The organism is Sphingomonas sp. NBWT7 (genome assembly GCF_014217605.1).
Classification (GTDB): Bacteria; Pseudomonadota; Alphaproteobacteria; order Sphingomonadales; family Sphingomonadaceae; genus Sphingomonas.
Genome location: NZ_CP043639.1, coordinates 884,727 through 900,595, shown reverse-complemented (window position 1 = coordinate 900,595; position 15,869 = coordinate 884,727). Strand labels below are relative to the sequence as shown.

Annotated in this window: 16 protein-coding genes; 8 read left to right on the top strand and 8 right to left on the bottom strand. The window is 67.2% G+C overall.

The features are described from left to right. Positions 1-33 precede the first annotated feature (33 nt). Positions 34-537 carry a hypothetical protein gene (locus tag F1C10_RS04490; RefSeq protein WP_185209145.1) on the top strand — a complete coding sequence of 168 codons (504 nt, stop codon included), beginning with the start codon at positions 34-36 and terminating at the stop codon, positions 535-537. Positions 538-543: 6 nt separating this feature from the next. On the opposite strand, the gene rsmA is transcribed toward F1C10_RS04490, so the two are convergent. The 4 genes from rsmA to F1C10_RS04470 form a co-directional block, all read right to left on the bottom strand. Beyond that, a complete protein-coding gene (gene rsmA / locus F1C10_RS04485; RefSeq protein WP_185209143.1) occupies positions 544-1,362 on the bottom strand; it encodes a 16S rRNA (adenine(1518)-N(6)/adenine(1519)-N(6))-dimethyltransferase RsmA in 819 nt (272 codons plus the stop codon). Continuing rightward, positions 1,359-2,339 (bottom strand): 4-hydroxythreonine-4-phosphate dehydrogenase PdxA, encoded by a 981-nt coding sequence (gene pdxA, locus F1C10_RS04480; protein WP_258043140.1) that lies wholly within the window; start codon positions 2,337-2,339, stop codon positions 1,359-1,361. Before pdxA ends, rsmA begins: the two co-directional genes overlap by 4 nt. 31 nt (positions 2,340-2,370) lie before the next feature. Next, entirely contained in the window at positions 2,371-3,747 is a 1,377-nt protein-coding gene (locus tag F1C10_RS04475) for a peptidylprolyl isomerase (RefSeq protein ID WP_258043061.1), read from the bottom strand. Positions 3,748-3,818: 71 nt separating this feature from the next. Next, on the bottom strand, positions 3,819-6,053 hold the full coding sequence (locus F1C10_RS04470; RefSeq protein ID WP_374939365.1) for an LPS-assembly protein LptD: 2,235 nt from the start codon (positions 6,051-6,053) through the stop codon (positions 3,819-3,821). A 147-nt stretch (positions 6,054-6,200) separates the two neighbouring features. On the opposite strand from F1C10_RS04470, the gene F1C10_RS04465 reads away from it, so the two are divergent. From F1C10_RS04465 to F1C10_RS04450, 4 genes are all read left to right on the top strand, one after another. Further along, positions 6,201-7,670 carry a leucyl aminopeptidase gene (locus tag F1C10_RS04465; protein WP_185209139.1) on the top strand — a complete coding sequence of 490 codons (1,470 nt, stop codon included), beginning with the start codon at positions 6,201-6,203 and terminating at the stop codon, positions 7,668-7,670. Beyond that, positions 7,670-8,110, top strand: coding sequence for a DNA polymerase III subunit chi (locus F1C10_RS04460; protein ID WP_185209138.1), 441 nt, complete (start codon positions 7,670-7,672; stop codon positions 8,108-8,110). Before F1C10_RS04465 ends, F1C10_RS04460 begins: the two co-directional genes overlap by 1 nt. A gap of 94 nt (positions 8,111-8,204) precedes the next feature. Next, the gene (gene ndk, locus F1C10_RS04455; protein WP_185209136.1) at positions 8,205-8,627 is read left to right on the top strand and encodes a nucleoside-diphosphate kinase; all 423 of its coding nucleotides are present in this window, start codon (positions 8,205-8,207) and stop codon (positions 8,625-8,627) included. Between the two features lie 4 nt (positions 8,628-8,631). After that, on the top strand, positions 8,632-9,153 hold the full coding sequence (locus tag F1C10_RS04450; RefSeq protein WP_185209134.1) for a GNAT family N-acetyltransferase: 522 nt from the start codon (positions 8,632-8,634) through the stop codon (positions 9,151-9,153). On the opposite strand, the gene F1C10_RS04445 is transcribed toward F1C10_RS04450, so the two are convergent. Genes F1C10_RS04445 through purM form a run of 4 tightly spaced genes read right to left on the bottom strand, consistent with a single transcriptional unit; the run spans position 9,150 to position 11,732 of the window. Further along, positions 9,150-9,734, bottom strand: coding sequence for a hypothetical protein (locus F1C10_RS04445; RefSeq protein WP_185209133.1), 585 nt, complete (start codon positions 9,732-9,734; stop codon positions 9,150-9,152). The two genes, F1C10_RS04450 and F1C10_RS04445, sit on opposite strands and share 4 nt — an antisense overlap. Then, entirely contained in the window at positions 9,731-10,078 is a 348-nt protein-coding gene (locus F1C10_RS04440) for an MmcQ/YjbR family DNA-binding protein (protein WP_258043060.1), read from the bottom strand. Before F1C10_RS04440 ends, F1C10_RS04445 begins: the two co-directional genes overlap by 4 nt. Further along, positions 10,075-10,632, bottom strand: a complete 558-nt coding sequence (gene purN / locus F1C10_RS04435; protein ID WP_185209129.1) for a phosphoribosylglycinamide formyltransferase — start codon at positions 10,630-10,632, stop codon at positions 10,075-10,077. The genes F1C10_RS04440 and purN overlap by 4 nt, the downstream gene beginning before the upstream one ends. Further along, positions 10,629-11,732, bottom strand: coding sequence for a phosphoribosylformylglycinamidine cyclo-ligase (purM, locus tag F1C10_RS04430; RefSeq protein WP_185209127.1), 1,104 nt, complete (start codon positions 11,730-11,732; stop codon positions 10,629-10,631). The genes purN and purM overlap by 4 nt, the downstream gene beginning before the upstream one ends. 64 nt (positions 11,733-11,796) lie before the next feature. Between purM and F1C10_RS04425 the strand changes: the two genes are divergently transcribed. Genes F1C10_RS04425 through F1C10_RS04415 form a run of 3 tightly spaced genes read left to right on the top strand, consistent with a single transcriptional unit; the run spans position 11,797 to position 15,864 of the window. Beyond that, the gene (locus F1C10_RS04425) at positions 11,797-13,038 is read left to right on the top strand and encodes a heavy-metal-associated domain-containing protein (RefSeq protein ID WP_185209125.1); all 1,242 of its coding nucleotides are present in this window, start codon (positions 11,797-11,799) and stop codon (positions 13,036-13,038) included. Positions 13,039-13,081: 43 nt separating this feature from the next. Beyond that, on the top strand, positions 13,082-13,699 hold the full coding sequence (locus F1C10_RS04420) for a DnaA ATPase domain-containing protein (protein WP_185210068.1): 618 nt from the start codon (positions 13,082-13,084) through the stop codon (positions 13,697-13,699). Next, positions 13,699-15,864, top strand: a complete 2,166-nt coding sequence (locus F1C10_RS04415; protein WP_185209124.1) for an RNA degradosome polyphosphate kinase — start codon at positions 13,699-13,701, stop codon at positions 15,862-15,864. Before F1C10_RS04420 ends, F1C10_RS04415 begins: the two co-directional genes overlap by 1 nt. Positions 15,865-15,869 lie beyond the last annotated feature (5 nt).

The following is a 15,869-nucleotide window of genomic DNA, read 5'->3' as shown; positions in this document are numbered from 1 at the left end:
GATTTAGCCGCCGTGCCGAAGCTGGAGCCCCTGATGCGCTATACGTCCGTCGCCGTCGCCGCTGCCCTGACGATGGTGTCGATCTCTACATCGCTTCACGGCCAGCGCCCCGACGATCAGATCAACGAGAAGTCGCTCGCGCTGTTGCAGCAGGGCAAAGCGGCGCGTGCGGCGGGCAATCTGGAAGGCGCCACCGATCTGCTCGAAAGCGCCGTCGTCGTCGATCCGCGCAATCGACAGGCATTCATTGTCATGGCGGAAGTGGCCGAAGCGCGCGGCCTGCCCGGCAAGGCGATCCGGCTCTACCGCGAAGCGCTGCTGCTCGAACCGAACGACGTCGATGCGTTGCAGGGGCAGGGGGAGGCGCTGGTCGCCAAGGGTGCAATTGCGCGCGCGCGGCAGAACCTCGCGCGCGTCAAGGTGCTGTGCAAGGGCGGTTGCGCGCAGGCTAATGCGCTGGCGGCGGTGATCGCGAAGGGACCGCCGGTCACGACTGCGCAGGTGGTGCCGCCGAAGGCCGCGACCGCCAAGGAATAGGCTGGGTCAGCGATCGAGGCGGCGCGCGATCGCGACATATTCGTCAACGCTGACCGTCTCCGCCCGTCGCGTCGGATCGATCCCCTCCGCGTCGAGCGCCGCCAGCGCGCCGAGGACGCCGCGCAGGCTCTGTCGCAGCATCTTGCGGCGCTGGCCGAAGGCGGCTGCCGTTACCGCCTCCAGCGTCGCCAGCCGTACCCCATCGGGCTGCGCCGTGGGGACGATATGAACCACCGCCGACATCACCTTGGGCGGCGGCGTGAACGCGGAGCGGTGAACGGGTAACGCGATCTTCGCGGTCGATCGCCATTGCGCGAGGACGGACAGGCGGCCGTATGCGTCGCTACCCGGCGCCGCGACGATGCGGTCCGCGACCTCGCGCTGGAACATCAGCGTCAGCGATTGCCACCACGGGTGCCAGTCCGCCGACAGCCAGGCGACGAGCAGCGCGGTACCGACATTGTACGGCAGGTTGGCGACGACGTGCGGCCGGCCGGCGAACAACGCGCGCGCATCGATACGCAGCGCGTCACCCTCGATCACCGTCAGCTTGCCGGGATAGGCCTCGGCGAGTTCGGCAAGCGCTGGAATGCAGCGCCGATCCATCTCGATCGCCGACACGCGCGCGCCGGCGGCGAGCAGCGCGCGCGTCAGCCCGCCCGGGCCCGGGCCGATCTCGAGTACCTCGGCATCGTCGAGCGGACCGGGAACTCGCGCGATTCGCGCAAGCAGGCCGGCGTCGAACAGGAAATTCTGGCCCAGCGCCTTCGACGCCGTCAGCCCGTGCCGCGCGATGACCTCACGCAGCGGAGGCAGCTCGGTCATGGCGCGGGGCGGCACGCTGCCGTGCGGCGCTCCGCGGCCTCGCCCGCCATCGCAATCGCCGCGATCATCGCGCCGGGCTCCGCCCGATCCTGCCCGGCAATTGCGAAGGCGGTGCCGTGATCGGGCGAGGTGCGCACGATCGGCAGGCCGAGCGTGATGTTGACGCCCTCGTCGAAATGCAGCGTCTTGAGCGGCACGAGCGCTTGATCGTGGTAGCAGCACATCGCCGCGTCGTAGCGTTCGCGTGCGCGCGGATGGAACATCGTATCCGCCGCGAACGGGCCGGTCGCATCGATGCCAGCATCGCGCAGCTGCGCGACCGCGGGTTCGATCACGTCGATCTCCTCCTGCCCGATCGCGCCCGATTCACCGGCGTGCGGATTGAAGCCGGCAAAGGCGAGGCGCGGCGCGACGATGCCGAAATTGCGTTGCAGCCCACGCGCCGTCGCATGCGCCTTGGCGACGATAAGATCGACCGTCAGCAGCGCGGAGACCTGCGCGAGCGGCACGTGCGTGGTTATCGGCACGACGCGCAGCGACGGACCGGCGAGCATCATCACCGCATTGTCGCGCGCCACGCCGAAGCGTTCCGCCACGAACTCGGTTTGGCCCGGATAGTTGAACCCGATCGCGTACAGCTGCGCCTTCGACACCGGGCCAGTGACCAGCGCACGCGCCGCACCCGACCGCGCCAGCCCCGAAGCGAGCTCCAGTGCGTGAAGCGCGCAGCGTGCTCCATCGATATCGGGCGTCCCCGGCGTGACCGAACCGCCGGCGTCGACCGCAAGGATCGGCAGAGCGTCGGCGAAGACGCCGGCGACGTCCGCCAGATCACCGATTTCCGCGACCGGGCCGCCCCACACCGCGCGGATCGCCGCCGGATTGCCGACGGCGAAGAAAGGGGGCAGCGCTCGCTCGTGTCGCGCTTCCCAAGACTTGGCGATAATCTCCGGGCCGACGCCTGCCGGATCGCCCATCGAGACTGCTAGCGGCAGCATGGAGCGCGGCTCAGCGATAATCGATTACCGCATCGCGCCGCAGATCGCGAAGCGCCTGTTGCGCACGAAGGTTCACGCGCTGCTGCTCTAGCTGATTCTGGATCTGTTCGGCACCGGGCAGTTGCCCGCTCGCGACGTCGTCGCGCCCGCAGATGACGAGCGTGCGGACGCCCTCCTGCGGATTGCCGAACGGCGGGGTCGCCTGACCGACCTGCAACTGGAGAACGATATCCTGTAGCGGCGCGGGCAGGTCGCGGACGCGGATCGCGTCATTCTGAACGACCTCCGCATTGATGCCGGCGGCAACCGCTTCGACGCTGCCGCAACCCTGCAGCTTGCGAATCGTGGTGGCGAAATCGGCGGTACGCTGCGATGCCTGCGCCTGCGTGGTGCCGGCCGGGAATTTGATCGTCATCTGCTTCAGGCTAAGCCGCGCATCGCGGGCGTTGGCAGTTAGCACCTGCCGCTTGTCCTCGAGATAGAGGATCGAGAAGCCACCTGGCACCTCCACCGGACCGACGACTTGGCCGACCTGCATCTGCGCGGCAGCAGTCGCCAGCTCCGGCGGCAATTGCGCCGCGCGCACCCAGCCGAGATCACCGTTGACGCCGCGCGTCGACGCTTCGGAAAAGTTGCGCGCATAATAGCCGAACGGCGCCTGGCCCTTCTGGATCTCGCCGATCAGCTGACGCGCATTGGCATAGACCTGCTCGACCCGGTCGGGCGTTGCAGCGAGATAGATCTCGTTGAGCTTGAATTCGTCGGCTCCTTTCGCTGCCTCAAGCCGATCGAGGATGCCCTTCACTTCCTCCTCGCTGACATTGACGAACGGTTCGACACGGCGACGGAGATAGCGTTGCCACGCAAGTTCGGCCTCGATTTGCCGCAGCATCGATCGTTCGGAGGATCCCTGCGCGACGAGAAAGGTGCGGAACTGCTCGGGCGTACGCTTGAAGTTTTTCGCCAGGCGATCGAAACTCTGCGTGAGTTCCGCCGGCGTGATGGTGACATCGGCACTTTTTGCCTGCTGAATCTGCAACACCTCGTCGATCAGCTGGCGCAGCACCTGAAAGCGAAGTCGATCTGCTTCCTCGGTAGTCAGTTTGGCGTTGTTGGCCGCCACGATCAGCGCAAGACGCTGATCAACATCGGTGCCGGTGAGGACGTTGTCGTTAACGATCGCCGTCGCCTTACGGATGTTCGGATCGACCTTCCCGAAAATCTGAAGATTTTGCGGAATGTCGAGCCCGGCATTGTCGGGCACGCTCTGGTCGGTAACCGTCGCCGGCGGCACCTGCTGGCCCACCGCGGCGGTCGCGCCCGCGAGGGCCAACGCCAGTCCCGACAGACGAGCGATTCGCGCCGTCTTAATCCCGATCGTGCTCACGTGTTCCGGAATCCCATCTTGCGCACCGTCGCGCCCCGCACGGCACTGCCCCGATCTAGCTGAACCAAGGCTTAGCGCCCGAGGTTCTTGAACGCCAGCGTCAAGAGATAGCTGTCGCCGCGGCGTGCATCCCCCGTGGTGCGATAGTCACGCCGCCATGTCACGCCCAGCGTCAAGCAATCGTCCTCGTACTGAACGCCTAGACGGTGGCGGATCGGATCGAACCCGTCCGACTGAGAGAAGATGTCTTCGCTGCGATCGGTAAGGTCGACCACGCCCGACGCGAAGGCCGACCAGAAGCGCTTGAACTGGACGCGCCCGGCAAGGCGCACCTCCTCACGATCCTGCAGATCCTCGACCTCGTCGATGTCTCTGTTCAGCCGCAGATAGCCGAGCAGGACGTAGGACGAACGCGAGCCGATCGTGGCGTCGATCTCGTTGCGACGCACGCCGAGCCCGTCCTTGTCGAGCCGGTAGCGATGGACGAGCGAAACGAAGTCCCGGAACCGCACTGTCGTGCGCCCGACGATATCGGAGAAGCGATCGCTGAGGCCCGTGCCTGGCGGCAGGATCGTCGGGCGATCGTCGAGGCGATAGCTCTGGCCCACGACCGTGGCGGCAGTGAAGCCGGGCAGGTCGAAGCCCCATTCGAGGCCGTAGGTCGCGCGGCTCGAATCCTCCCAGCGATCGTATCCCGGGAAGCGGTTGAGCGCGAAGAGGTTCGAGTCCTCCAGATCGATCGCGCGCGAATCCTCGTTCGGAACGCGCAGATTGGCGACCTTGGGCGTAGCGACGATCTGGAACCGCGGCGTCAGCCGCTGCGTCCCGCCGGCGAAGCTGCCGATGAAGGGCCAGCGAACGTCGACGGCGAGCGCGCCGATCGCGCGTGTCTGGAAGCCGTCGAGCCCGCGATAATTCACCACCGCGGTCGCCGCAGTATCGTCGGTGTTATACGCATCGGCGCGGGCGAAGGCGGTGAACGTCACCTCCTGCCCCCAATTGGTGAGACGGCGCAGATCCCAGCGTGCGCTGCCGAACGCGCGCTGCGTGTCCTGACCCGCCTTTCGGCCGAGCGCGAGCGAGTTCAGCTGAAACTGCACGGTGCCGCCAAGCAGCCCTTCGGTGAAACGCCGGCGATAGTCGAGTTCGGGCAGCGCGACCGGCTGCTGGCCCTGCCGCTCGCCGACACGCAACGTCTGAACCGCCCAGCCGGCGAGCGAGAAATAGCTGTCGCGATCGATCCGCTCGAGCGCCAGCGTCGTACGCAGCCGATCGCCGCCCCAGATATCGTAGCGGCGCAGGAAGGTGCGGTCGGTCACCATGCGCAGCGAGGCTGACAGGCTCCAGTTTGGATCAAGCTGGAAGCGACCGACCCCCTCCAGATAGCCGCGGAAGGCGCGCTCGGTGGTGGTAGTGAAGCCGCTCGACAGATCGTCGCTGCGCCGGCTCGACGTGGCGTAACCGGTGATGCTGAACGCGCCGATCTCGCTCAGCTCCTGGTAATTCGCCTGAATCAGCGGCAGCACCGCCGAGTAGATATGCGGCGTGACGGTGACGCTGCGGTTCGGGGCCAGCCGAAAGAAATAGGGCGTCGCGAGTTCGGCGCCGTTGACGCGGTCGTAACGGATCACTGGGGGCAGCAGCCCACTCGCATTTCCCTCGCCGACCGAGTGCGAGAACTTCGGCAGCGGGATCGACGGCAGGCCGAACAGATGGACCTGCGCGCCGGTATAATAGACCCGCTCGCGATCGGGGCGGTACAGCACCTGCACTGCCGTGACCTTCCACGTCGGCTCCTTCGGGCAGCCTTCCGAATCGGTGACCGAGCAGGCGGTATAGGCGGCGCGATCGAGCGAGATCGTGCCGTCCTCGCGCCGCGTTCCGCGATCTGCGGCGAGCCGCCCGCCGCGATCGAGCACGACGAGCATGTTGTCGACGATGCCGTCCTTGAGCGAATCGGTGAGTTCGATCGAATCGCCGTAGGCGGTGTCGCCCTGCGGGTTGGTAACGGCGATGTTGCCGGTCGCGACGACCTTGCCGGTCTTGCGGTTCCAGACGACCTTGTCGGCCCGCAGCCGCTCGCCGGCGCGGAACATCCTGACGTCGCTCAATGCGGTGACGACGTCCGCCTCATAGTCGTATTCGAGCGAGCCGGCGCTGAAATCGACCTGATCGGGCGCAGGCGGCGTCGTGGCTGGGGGCGGCGGCGCAACGGGGCGATCCTGCAGCACCTGTCCCGCGGCCCCGGGGGCGAGCAGCATGGCGAGCGGAAGCGCGCAACCGGCCAAAAGGTCGAGACGCGTCACTCAGTCACCCGCAAAGCCATACCCCCGCCTCGCAGCCGGAGTGGTGCGTCGGTAGCCGACCCTATCGCATCGTGCGCACTAGCCTGCAACGCTTTGCCAGCAGCCGACCGAGCACCTACATGCGGTGTCATACCAGAAGGATCTCCGATGAACGTCACCTTTGCTGCCTCCCGTCCCGCCGATACCGCCGTTCTCGCGCTGCCCGTGGCGAAGGACGGCGTGGCGGCGCTCGCACCGGCCGAGTTCGACGAGGCGGCGCGTGCCACGCTGACGGCAGCGGCGGCAGGTCAGCGGTTCACCGGGGCGGAAGGAACGGTGGCCGAAGCCTATGTGAGTGCCAATGGCGTGACGCAGCGGGTGTTGCTGCTTGGCGTCGGCAACGGCGACGATGCGAACTTCGAGCGGGCGGGCGGCGCGCTGACTGCGCGGCTGCTGACGTCGGGCGCCAAGGCGGTGACGGTCGATCTTTCGGGCGCAACGGGCGAGCCGCAGGCCGCGGCACGGCTCGCGGCAGGCGCGGCGCAGCGCGCGTGGCGATACGACGTCTATCGCACCAAGCTGCCTGAGGAAGCGCGCCCGACGCTGGAGCAGATCACCGTCGTCGGCGCGCCCGACGACACCGACGCGGCGTGGGCGGCGCGCGACGCGCTGACGCAGGGGCTGGCGCTCACCAAGACGCTCGTCACGCTGCCACCGAACATCCTCTATCCCGAGAGCTTCGTCGAGCTGGTGACGAAGGAAGTCGACGGGCTTGGGCTCGAGATCACCGTGCTCGACGAAGCGGCGATGCGCGAACTCGGCATGGGGGCGCTGCTCGGCGTATCGCAGGGCTCGCGGCGCGAGGCGCGCATCCTGGCGCTGCACTGGAAGGGCGGGGGCGACGGAGCGCCGGTGGCACTGGTCGGCAAGGGGGTGACGTTCGACACCGGCGGCATCTCGATCAAGCCCGCGGCCGGCATGGAAGACATGAAGTGGGACATGGGCGGCGCAGGCGCGGTGGCCGGCGCGATGAAGACGCTCGCGCTGCGCAAGGCGAAGGCGAATGTCATCGGCGTCATGGGCCTCGTGGAGAACATGCCCGATGGCAATGCGCAGCGGCCGGGCGACGTCGTCACGTCGATGTCCGGCCAGACGATCGAAGTGATCAACACCGATGCCGAAGGTCGGCTGGTGCTGTGCGACTGCATCACCTGGGTACAGCGCGAGCACAAGGTAAAGACAATCGTCGATCTTGCGACGCTAACCGGCGCGATGATCATCAGCCTCGGCAACGAGCACGGCGGGCTGTTCGCGAACGACGAGGCCCTGGCGCAGGGTCTGCTCGCCGCAGGCACGGCAAGCGGCGACACGCTGTGGCGGTTCCCGATGGGTAAGGCTTACGACAGACTGATCGACAGCGCGATCGCAGACATGAAGAACGTCGGCCCGCGCGGCGGCGGCTCGATCACGGCGGCGCAGTTCATCGCGCGTTTCGTCGACGAGGGCGTCGCCTGGGCGCACCTCGACATCGCCGGGATGGTCTGGTCCGAGAAGGACGGCCCGACGTGGGGCAAGGGTGCGACCGGCTACGGTGTGCGCCTGCTCGACCGCTTCATCGCCGATCAGCACGAGGGCTGATGCAGGTCGACTTTTACCACCTGACGCATATGCCGCTCGAGCGCGCGCTGCCGCGAATTGCGGAGCGCGTGCTAGCGGCGGGCGAACGGCTGCTTGTCGTGTCGCGCGACGAGGCGCAGCGCGCGGCGATCGACAAGGTGCTGTGGGATTATGCGCCGGAGAGCTTCCTGCCGCATGCGCGGCTCGGCGCGGGCAACGACCGGGCGCAGCCGGTGCTGATCGCGCCTGATGTCAATGCGGCGAACGGCGCGCGGCATATCGCGCTCGTAGATGGCGAATGGCGCGACGACGCCCTCGACTTCCAGCGCGCGTTCCATTTCTTCGACGACGAAGCGATCCGCGACGCCCGCCTCGCCTGGATGGCGCTCGCCGATCGCGATGGCGTCGAGCGGCGCTATTGGAAGCAGAACGATGCCGGCCGCTGGGAGCAGGCGGCTTAGCGCCATGCCTCCTGCGGTTGCACTCGGCGCATCGCCCCGCTAACGCGCGCGGCACTTTCACGCACATTCTCAGATACAGGAGCAAGCGACCGCCATGGCCGCCAATCGTACCTTCTCGATCATCAAGCCCGACGCGACGCGCCGCAACCTGACCGGTGCCGTCACCAAGATGCTCGAGGACGCCGGACTTCGCGTCGTCGCGTCGAAGCGCATCCAGATGACAAAGGAGCAGGCCGAGGGTTTCTACGCCGTCCACAAAGAGCGGCCGTTCTTTGCTGATCTCGTGTCGTTCATGACCTCGGGTCCGGTCGTGGTGCAGGTTCTCGAGGGCGAGAATGCGATGCAGCGCAACCGCGACATCATGGGCGCGACCAACCCGGCGAACGCAGAGCCCGGCACGATCCGCAAGGAGCTCGCCGAATCGATCGAGGCAAACACCGTCCACGGCTCGGACTCGGACGAGAATGCCGCCATCGAGATCGCCTATTTCTTCAAGCCCGAAGAGATCGTCGGCTAAGCTGATGCCCGCGTGGCAGCTTCGACCGGCACAGGCCTCCGATTCGGACGCGCTGGCGATGGTCGCGGCTGCCACGTTCCTTGAAACGTTCTCTGGTATCCTTCCGGGCGCGGACATCGTCGCGCATTGCACGCGCAAGAGTTCGCCCGAAACCTTCGCCGCCTGGGCGGGCGATCCGCGCAGCGCGGTGACGCTCGCCGAGCATACCGATGGCGGAGCGCCGGTCGGCTATGCGGTGGTGACGACCCCCGATCTGCCAGTCGATCTGTTCGACACCGATATCGAGCTGCGGCGGATCTACGCGCTGTCGAACACGCGCGGCACCGGGCTCGGTCATGCCCTAATGGCGCGGGCGATCGCCGACGCGCGACGCCTTGGCGCAAAGCGGATGTTGCTGGGCGTGCTTGGCACCAACCATGTCGCGCGCGCCTTCTACGAGCGGCAGGGGTTCGCGCTCGTCGGCACGCGGCGCTTCAATGTCGGTGCCGGCTGGTACGATGACGTGATCTACGCGCGCTCGCTTTAACGCTTCAGTTCGGCGGCCCATAGAGCATCGATCCGCGCGGCGCTGCCGCCGGTCTCGCGCACCCGTGCCGCCTCGATCGTCAGTGTCCGCCCACCGATCATACGGCCGTGCGTTCGCCAAACGAGATCGACGATCGCCCGGCCGGTGCGCGTAGCCTCGCCGACGCGATAGCTCGCGGTGACGAGGACGGGTAGCCGCCCCTCGCGCTCGTCCACACCGCCGTCGGTCGCCTTCAGCACCGCATCCGCGAACCAGTCACGCTCGATCCGCGCCGTAGCCGGCGTGCGCGCCGTGAGCTTCAGCGCGGCAGGAAAGATCACCGAGGTGTCGAGCAGTTCGTGGCGTGGATCGGACAGCCGGACCTCGTCGCCGTCGCTCGCCAGCTCGGCGCGGAGTGCGAAGCGCGCTTCGGCGGCGCGCGTCTTTTCCTCGGTGACCGCTCGATCGCGTTCGCTCGCGCGATGATCGGACCAATTCATCCAGAAAGTCAGTGCGGCGATAATGACGCCCGATACCGCGACCAGTTCGGCCAGCGTAATCCAGCGGCGGCGCGTGCGCGCCTGATCGGCACTCTCGCTCACCGGCCGCCGATCTCGAGCAGCCGCGACGGCGCGATCATTTCCCAGCTCACGGCGATGCGATCCTCTACACGGTCCCAGTCGGTGTCGGCGCCATTTACCCGCATCGCCACCCACCCCGACGGGCCGAGATAGGCCGGTTTGAAGTAGCAGTCTGGATCGGCCTCGATCAGCATCGCCTGCTCCGCGGTCCCGCTCGTCTTCACCAGCACCGCGATCTCGCCGTCAGCGTGATGGTTGTCCCAGAAGTAGGCGAAGAAGCGTCCCTTGACGATGTGGAAGCCGGGTGAGCCGTGCGACAAGCGTTCGGCGGTTTCGGGCAGCGCGGCGGCGGCAGCGTGGCTCATCGGGTCAACCATGCCTGCACGACGCGAGGATAGAGGAGATGTTCCTCCTGCAGCACGCGCGCTGCGAGCGTTTCGGGCGTGTCGTCCGGAAGGATCGCCACCTCGCTCTGGCCCAGCACGTCGCCCGCATCGAGCTGCTCGGTGACGAGATGAACCGAGCATCCGGCAATCCGATCAGCCGCCGCGATCGCACGTGCATGCGTGTCGAGCCCCTTGTACTTCGGCAGCAGCGAGGGATGAATGTTGACGATCCGTCCGCGCCACCGCGCGACGAATTCGTCCGACAGCAACCGCATATAGCCGGCGAGCGCGAGGTGGGTCGCGCCGCTTTCGCGCAGCGCTGCATCGACCGCAGCCTCGTACGCCGGCTTGCCGACATCGCGCGGCGCAAGCGCGAACGTGGCGATGTCGTGCGTGCGCGCCCATTCGAGGCCCGGCGCCGTGGGATTGTCGGATGCGACCAGCACCACTTCGTACGCCGCGCCCGCACCGGCGACGAGCGCCTGCATGTTGGATCCGCGCCCGGAGATGAGGATGCCGAGCTTCGCGGTCATGCGTGGTGCGTGGCGTGCCACGCGGCGCGCGCGCTCCATGTCTCGTCCGAACCAACGACGGTGCACCCGCGGGTGCCCGCCTCGATCGCGCCGATGCGCCACACCGTCTCGCCGGCCTGCGCCAAAGCCTCCGCAACCGCCTCCGCTTCGTCCGCTGCGACAATGACTGCCATGCCGATTCCGCAGTTGAAGGTGCGCGCCATCTCGCCCGGCTCGATCGCGCCCTGCGCCTGAAGGAACGCCATTAGCCGCGGCTGCGGCCACGCATCGGCATCGATCCGCGCATGTACCCCCTCGGGAAGGACGCGGGGAATGTTCTCAAGCAGGCCGCCGCCCGTGATGTGCGCCAGCCCCTTCACCCGGTGCTGCTTCAGCAGCGGCAGCAGGCTTTTGACGTAGATGCGCGTCGGCGCCATCAGCGCGTCGATCAGCAGCGTTTCGGGATCGAACAGCGCCGGCCGATTGAGCTTCCACCCCTTGTCCGCCGCGAGCCGCCGGACAAGCGAGAAGCCGTTCGAATGCACGCCCGACGAGGCAAGCCCGAGGACGACGTCACCCGCCGCGATCGTCTGCCCGGTGACCACAGCGTCACGCTCGACCGCGCCGACGCAGAAGCCGGCAAGATCATAGTCACCCGGCGCATACATGCCCGGCATCTCGGCAGTCTCGCCGCCGATCAGCGCACAGCCCGCCAGGCTGCAGCCGTGTGCGATCGATGCGACCACCCGCTCCGCCACTGCCGGTTCGAGCTTCGCCGTGGCGTAATAATCAAGGAAGAACAGCGGCTCCGCGCCCTGCACGATCAGGTCGTTGACGCACATCGCGACGAGATCGACGCCGACGCCGTCGTGCCGGTCGTGCTCGATCGCGAGCTTCAGCTTGGTGCCGACACCGTCGTTGGCGGCAACCAGCAACGGATCGACGAAGCCTGCGGCCTTGAGATCGAAGAACCCGCCGAACCCGCCCAGATCGGCGTCGGCGCCCGGCCGCCGCGTCGCGCGCGCCAACGGGGCGATCGCGCGGACCAGCGCGTTGCCTGCCGCGATCGACACGCCGGCGTCGGCGTAGGTGTAGGGTTCGTTGCGGCGATCGGTGCTCATGCCGGTCGCCTAGCCACAACGCGCTTGGATTTCCACGCCTGCTTCGCCAAAAGGCGGCCGGCTTATGCGCGTCAAACCCCTCATCCTCGTCCCCGCCGCCCTCGCGCTGGTCCTCGCCGCGCGTGTCGGCGTCGCGCAGATCGAGGGGGGCGGGGGCGGAGTCGCGCCCGTCGACAGCTCGAGCGACTATGAGGTGTCGGGTGTCGCGGTCGACGTCGCGGCAAAGGACGCGGACACCGCGCGGCTCGGCGGCTGGCGCATTGCGCAGCGCAAGGCCTGGGCGCAGCTCTCTCGTCGCCTGGGTGCTGGGGGCGGGGCGGTCGGCGATTCGACGCTCGATTCGATTGTCACCGGCATCGTGGTCGAGAACGAGCAGATCGGGCCGACGCGCTACGTCGCCAAGCTCGGCGTGCTGTTCGACCGCGACCGGGCTAGCGCTATCCTCGGCATTTCGAACTATGTGCTGCGCTCACCGCCGATGGTGGTGATCCCCCTCGTCTGGTCGGGCGGCGTCGCGACGGGGTTCGAGCAGCGCACACTGTGGCAGGAAGCCTGGGCGCGCTACCGCACCGGGGGCAGCGCGATCGACTATATAAGGCCGTCGGGGAGCGGCCCCGACCCGCTCTTGCTCAACTTCGGGCAGACGCAGCGTCCCGGGCGCGGATGGTGGCGCACGATTCTCGACCAGTACGGCGGCAGCGACGTGCTCGTGCCGACGGTGAAGCTCTACCGCCAGTGGCCGGGCGGTCCGGTGATCGGCGTGTTTCAGGCGCGGCAGGGGCCGGACAACCGCGTCCTGTCGCAATTCACGCTGCGCGTCGGATCGGTCGGCGCGATCCCGGCGCTGCTCGATGCCGGGGTGAAGCGGCTCGACGAGACCTATCAGGGGGCGCTTCGCGCTGGCTATCTGCGCAGCGATCCCGGGCTCTCCTACGTGCCACCCAGTGAGGTGCCAGCGGTCGACGACGAGGTCGGCGAGAGCGTGGTCACCGACGCGCCTGTGGCTGCCGCCGCCCCGACGATCGCGATCTCGGTACAATTCGACACGCCGGGCGTCGGCGCCGTGACGGCGGGCGAGGGGGCGATGCGCGCGGTACCGGGCGTGTCGTCCGCGACAACCAGCAGTCTGGCACTCGGCGGTATATCGGTGATGTCGGTCGGCTATGCCGGCGATCCCGCCGCGTTCAAGGCCGCGCTGGAGGCTCGTGGTTGGCAGGTGTTCGGCTCGGGTACGACGCTGCGCATCCGCCGCGCGCCGCGCCTGCTGCCGCCGGATCTGGCACCGGACAATGCGACCGCCGGATAAGAACCGCGCGGACGATCGCGCCGCGGCCGACGATCGCCCGGCGATGAGGCAGATCGCGCTGCCGCTGACCTGGCCCGCGGATCCGCGCGACGACGCGTTCGTCGTCGGTGCGTCGAACGCCAAGGCGGTGCACATGATCGAGCATTGGGCGACGTGGCCGGTACGCGCGGCGCTGCTCGTCGGCCCGCGCAAGTCGGGGCGCAGTCTGCTCGCGCGGATCTTTGCGGCGAAGAGCGGCGGGACGATCATCGACGATGCCGAACGCCGCCCCGAGCCTGAACTGTTCCACGCCTGGAATCGCGCGCAGGAACAGCGCCGCCCCTTGCTGATGGTTGCAGAGGCGGCGCCGCCGCACTGGCCGGTCGCGCTGCCCGACCTTAGATCGCGGCTTGCGGCGACGCCGATCGCGGCGATCGAGCCGCCCGACGATGCGCTCGTCGCAGCGCTACTGGAGCGCGAGTTCGCGCGCCGCGGTCTGGACGCCAGGCCCGACCTAATCGACTGGCTGACGACGCGGATCGAACGCAGTCACGTGGCTGTCATGCGAACGGTCGATGCACTCGATCAGGAGGTGATGGAACGTCGCAAGCGACTGTCCATTCCTCTGGCACGGATGACGCTGGCAAGTGCGGCGTTGATCCCCCCTCTGCCGGAGCCCTGATGACCCGATCCGTCCGCCAAGCCCGACTCGATAGCGACGACGATCCATTCGAGGAGCGCGGCGCGGGGCGCTATTTCAATCGCGAGCTGTCATGGCTCGCCTTCAACCGCCGTGTGCTCGAGGAAGCGTGTAATACGGCGCACCCGCTGCTCGAGCGGCTGCGCTTCTTGTCAATCTCGGGCTCGAACCTCGACGAATTCTTCATGGTCCGCGTGGCTGGCCTAAAAGGCCAGCAGTTGCAGGACGTTGAGGCGCGTTCTGCCGATGGCTTGACACCATCGCAGCAGCTCGCGCCGATCACCGATGCGGCGGACGAGTTGCTGGCGTCGCAGGAGAGCGTGTGGCGCGACATCCGCGTGGCGCTGGCCGAAGCAGGAATTCAGGTGCTGGGATCAAGCCAGATCGACGGCGCACTGACCGTCGATGAGATCGCGTGGCTTCAGACACATTTTCGCGAGCAGCTTTTTCCCGTCCTCACCCCGCAGGCGCTCGACCCCGCGCATCCCTTCCCGTTCATGCCCAACAAGGGGCTGGCGGTGATGTTCGACCTCGTCCGCACGTCGGACGGGGAGCCGATCCGCGAACTAGTGATGGTGCCCGCCGGCATGGCGCGGTTCGTGCGCCTGCCGGGGACTAGCGCGCGGTACGTTGCTGTCGAATCGGTGATCAAGCGTTTCTCCGACATCCTCTTCCCCGGCTATCGCATCGAAGGTGCGGCCGAATTCCGCGTGCTGCGCGACAGCGATATCGAGATCGAGGAAGAAGCCGAAGATCTGGTCCGCTACTTCGCCAATGCGATCAAGCGTCGGCGTCGCGGTCGCGTCATCCGGCTGGAGCTCGAGATCGGCATGCCCGAATCGCTCGCGACCGAACTGCGCGACGAGCTCGGCGAGCAGGCGCTGATCACCGAGAGCGGATCGTTCCTCGGTATCGGCGATCTCGACCAGATCGTCGAGGAGGACCGGCCGGATCTTAAGTTCGTGCCGTTCACACCGCGGTTTCCCGAGCGTGTGCGCGAGTTCGGCGGCGATTGCTTCGCGGCGATCCGCGCGAAAGACATCATCGTTCATCACCCGTATGAGACGTTCGACGTGGTGCTTGCCTTTCTCAAGCAGGCGGCGAACGATCCTGACGTCGTCGCGATCAAACAGACGCTGTACCGCGCGGGCAAGCAATCAGCGGTGATCAACGCGCTGATTCAGGCGGCGGAGGCAGGCAAGTCGGTCACCGCGATCGTCGAGCTGAAAGCGCGGTTCGACGAGGAGCAGAATCTGTTCTGGGCCTCGGCGCTGGAACGCGCCGGCGTACAGGTCGTCTACGGCTTCATCGACTGGAAGACCCACGCCAAGGTGTCGATGATCGTTCGGCGCGAGGCGGGGCAGTTCCGTACCTACTGCCATTTCGGTACAGGCAACTACCATCCCGTAACCGCGAAGATCTACACCGATCTGAGCTTCTTCACCGCCAATCCCGTTCTGGGGCGCGATGCGGCGCGGATGTTCAATTACATCACCGGCTATGTCGAGCCGGACGACATGGAGCGCGTCGTCCTGTCGCCGCGCTCGCTGCGTACCCGCCTGCTCGACGAGATCGACGCGGAGATCGCGCACGCCCGTGCCGGTCGGCCGGCGACGATCTGGGCGAAGATGAACAGTTTGGTCGATCCAGCGGTGATCGAGAAGCTGTACGAGGCGAGCGCCGCTGGCGTGCAGATTGACCTCATCATCCGCGGCATATGCTGCCTGCGTCCGCGCCTTCCCGGCCTCTCCGAAAACATTCGCGTGAAATCGATCGTCGGGCGCTTTCTGGAGCACAGCCGCATCGCCGTCTTCGGCAACGGGGCGGCGCTGCCGAATGACGATGCGCACGTCTACATCTCATCGGCCGACTGGATGCCGCGCAACTTCGACCGCCGCGTGGAATATCTGCTGCCGCTCGATACTGGTGCGGTGCACGATCAGGTGCTTGACCAGGTGATGGTGGCGAACCTGATCGATAACGAGCAGAGCTGGGACCTCGACGCCGAGGGCTCCTACACGCGGCGAGAAGCGGGCGACAAGCCATTCAATCTTCACCGATACTTTATGACCAACCCGTCCCTTTCTGGACGCGGCGCGGCGCTGGCCGACGGCGGCGAGGTACCGACACTGACGCTGCGGGATTGAGGCGC

Excerpts from the sequence above, each read along its gene's own strand:
- F1C10_RS04415 (WP_185209124.1), top strand. The coding sequence starts at position 13,699 with ATGACCCGATCCGTCCGCCAAGCCCGACTCGATAGCGACGACGATCCA.
- ndk (WP_185209136.1), top strand. The coding sequence starts at position 8,205 with ATGGCCGCCAATCGTACCTTCTCGATCATCAAGCCCGACGCGACGCGC.
- F1C10_RS04450 (WP_185209134.1), top strand. The coding sequence starts at position 8,632 with ATGCCCGCGTGGCAGCTTCGACCGGCACAGGCCTCCGATTCGGACGCG.
- purM (WP_185209127.1), bottom strand. The coding sequence starts at position 11,732 with ATGAGCACCGATCGCCGCAACGAACCCTACACCTACGCCGACGCCGGC.
- F1C10_RS04465 (WP_185209139.1), top strand. The coding sequence starts at position 6,201 with ATGAACGTCACCTTTGCTGCCTCCCGTCCCGCCGATACCGCCGTTCTC.
- F1C10_RS04460 (WP_185209138.1), top strand. The coding sequence starts at position 7,670 with ATGCAGGTCGACTTTTACCACCTGACGCATATGCCGCTCGAGCGCGCG.
- F1C10_RS04420 (WP_185210068.1), top strand. The coding sequence starts at position 13,082 with ATGAGGCAGATCGCGCTGCCGCTGACCTGGCCCGCGGATCCGCGCGAC.
- pdxA (WP_258043140.1), bottom strand. The coding sequence starts at position 2,339 with ATGGGCGATCCGGCAGGCGTCGGCCCGGAGATTATCGCCAAGTCTTGG.
- purN (WP_185209129.1), bottom strand. The coding sequence starts at position 10,632 with ATGACCGCGAAGCTCGGCATCCTCATCTCCGGGCGCGGATCCAACATG.
- rsmA (WP_185209143.1), bottom strand. The coding sequence starts at position 1,362 with ATGACCGAGCTGCCTCCGCTGCGTGAGGTCATCGCGCGGCACGGGCTG.
- F1C10_RS04440 (WP_258043060.1), bottom strand. The coding sequence starts at position 10,078 with ATGAGCCACGCTGCCGCCGCCGCGCTGCCCGAAACCGCCGAACGCTTG.
- F1C10_RS04425 (WP_185209125.1), top strand. The coding sequence starts at position 11,797 with ATGCGCGTCAAACCCCTCATCCTCGTCCCCGCCGCCCTCGCGCTGGTC.
- F1C10_RS04490 (WP_185209145.1), top strand. The coding sequence starts at position 34 with ATGCGCTATACGTCCGTCGCCGTCGCCGCTGCCCTGACGATGGTGTCG.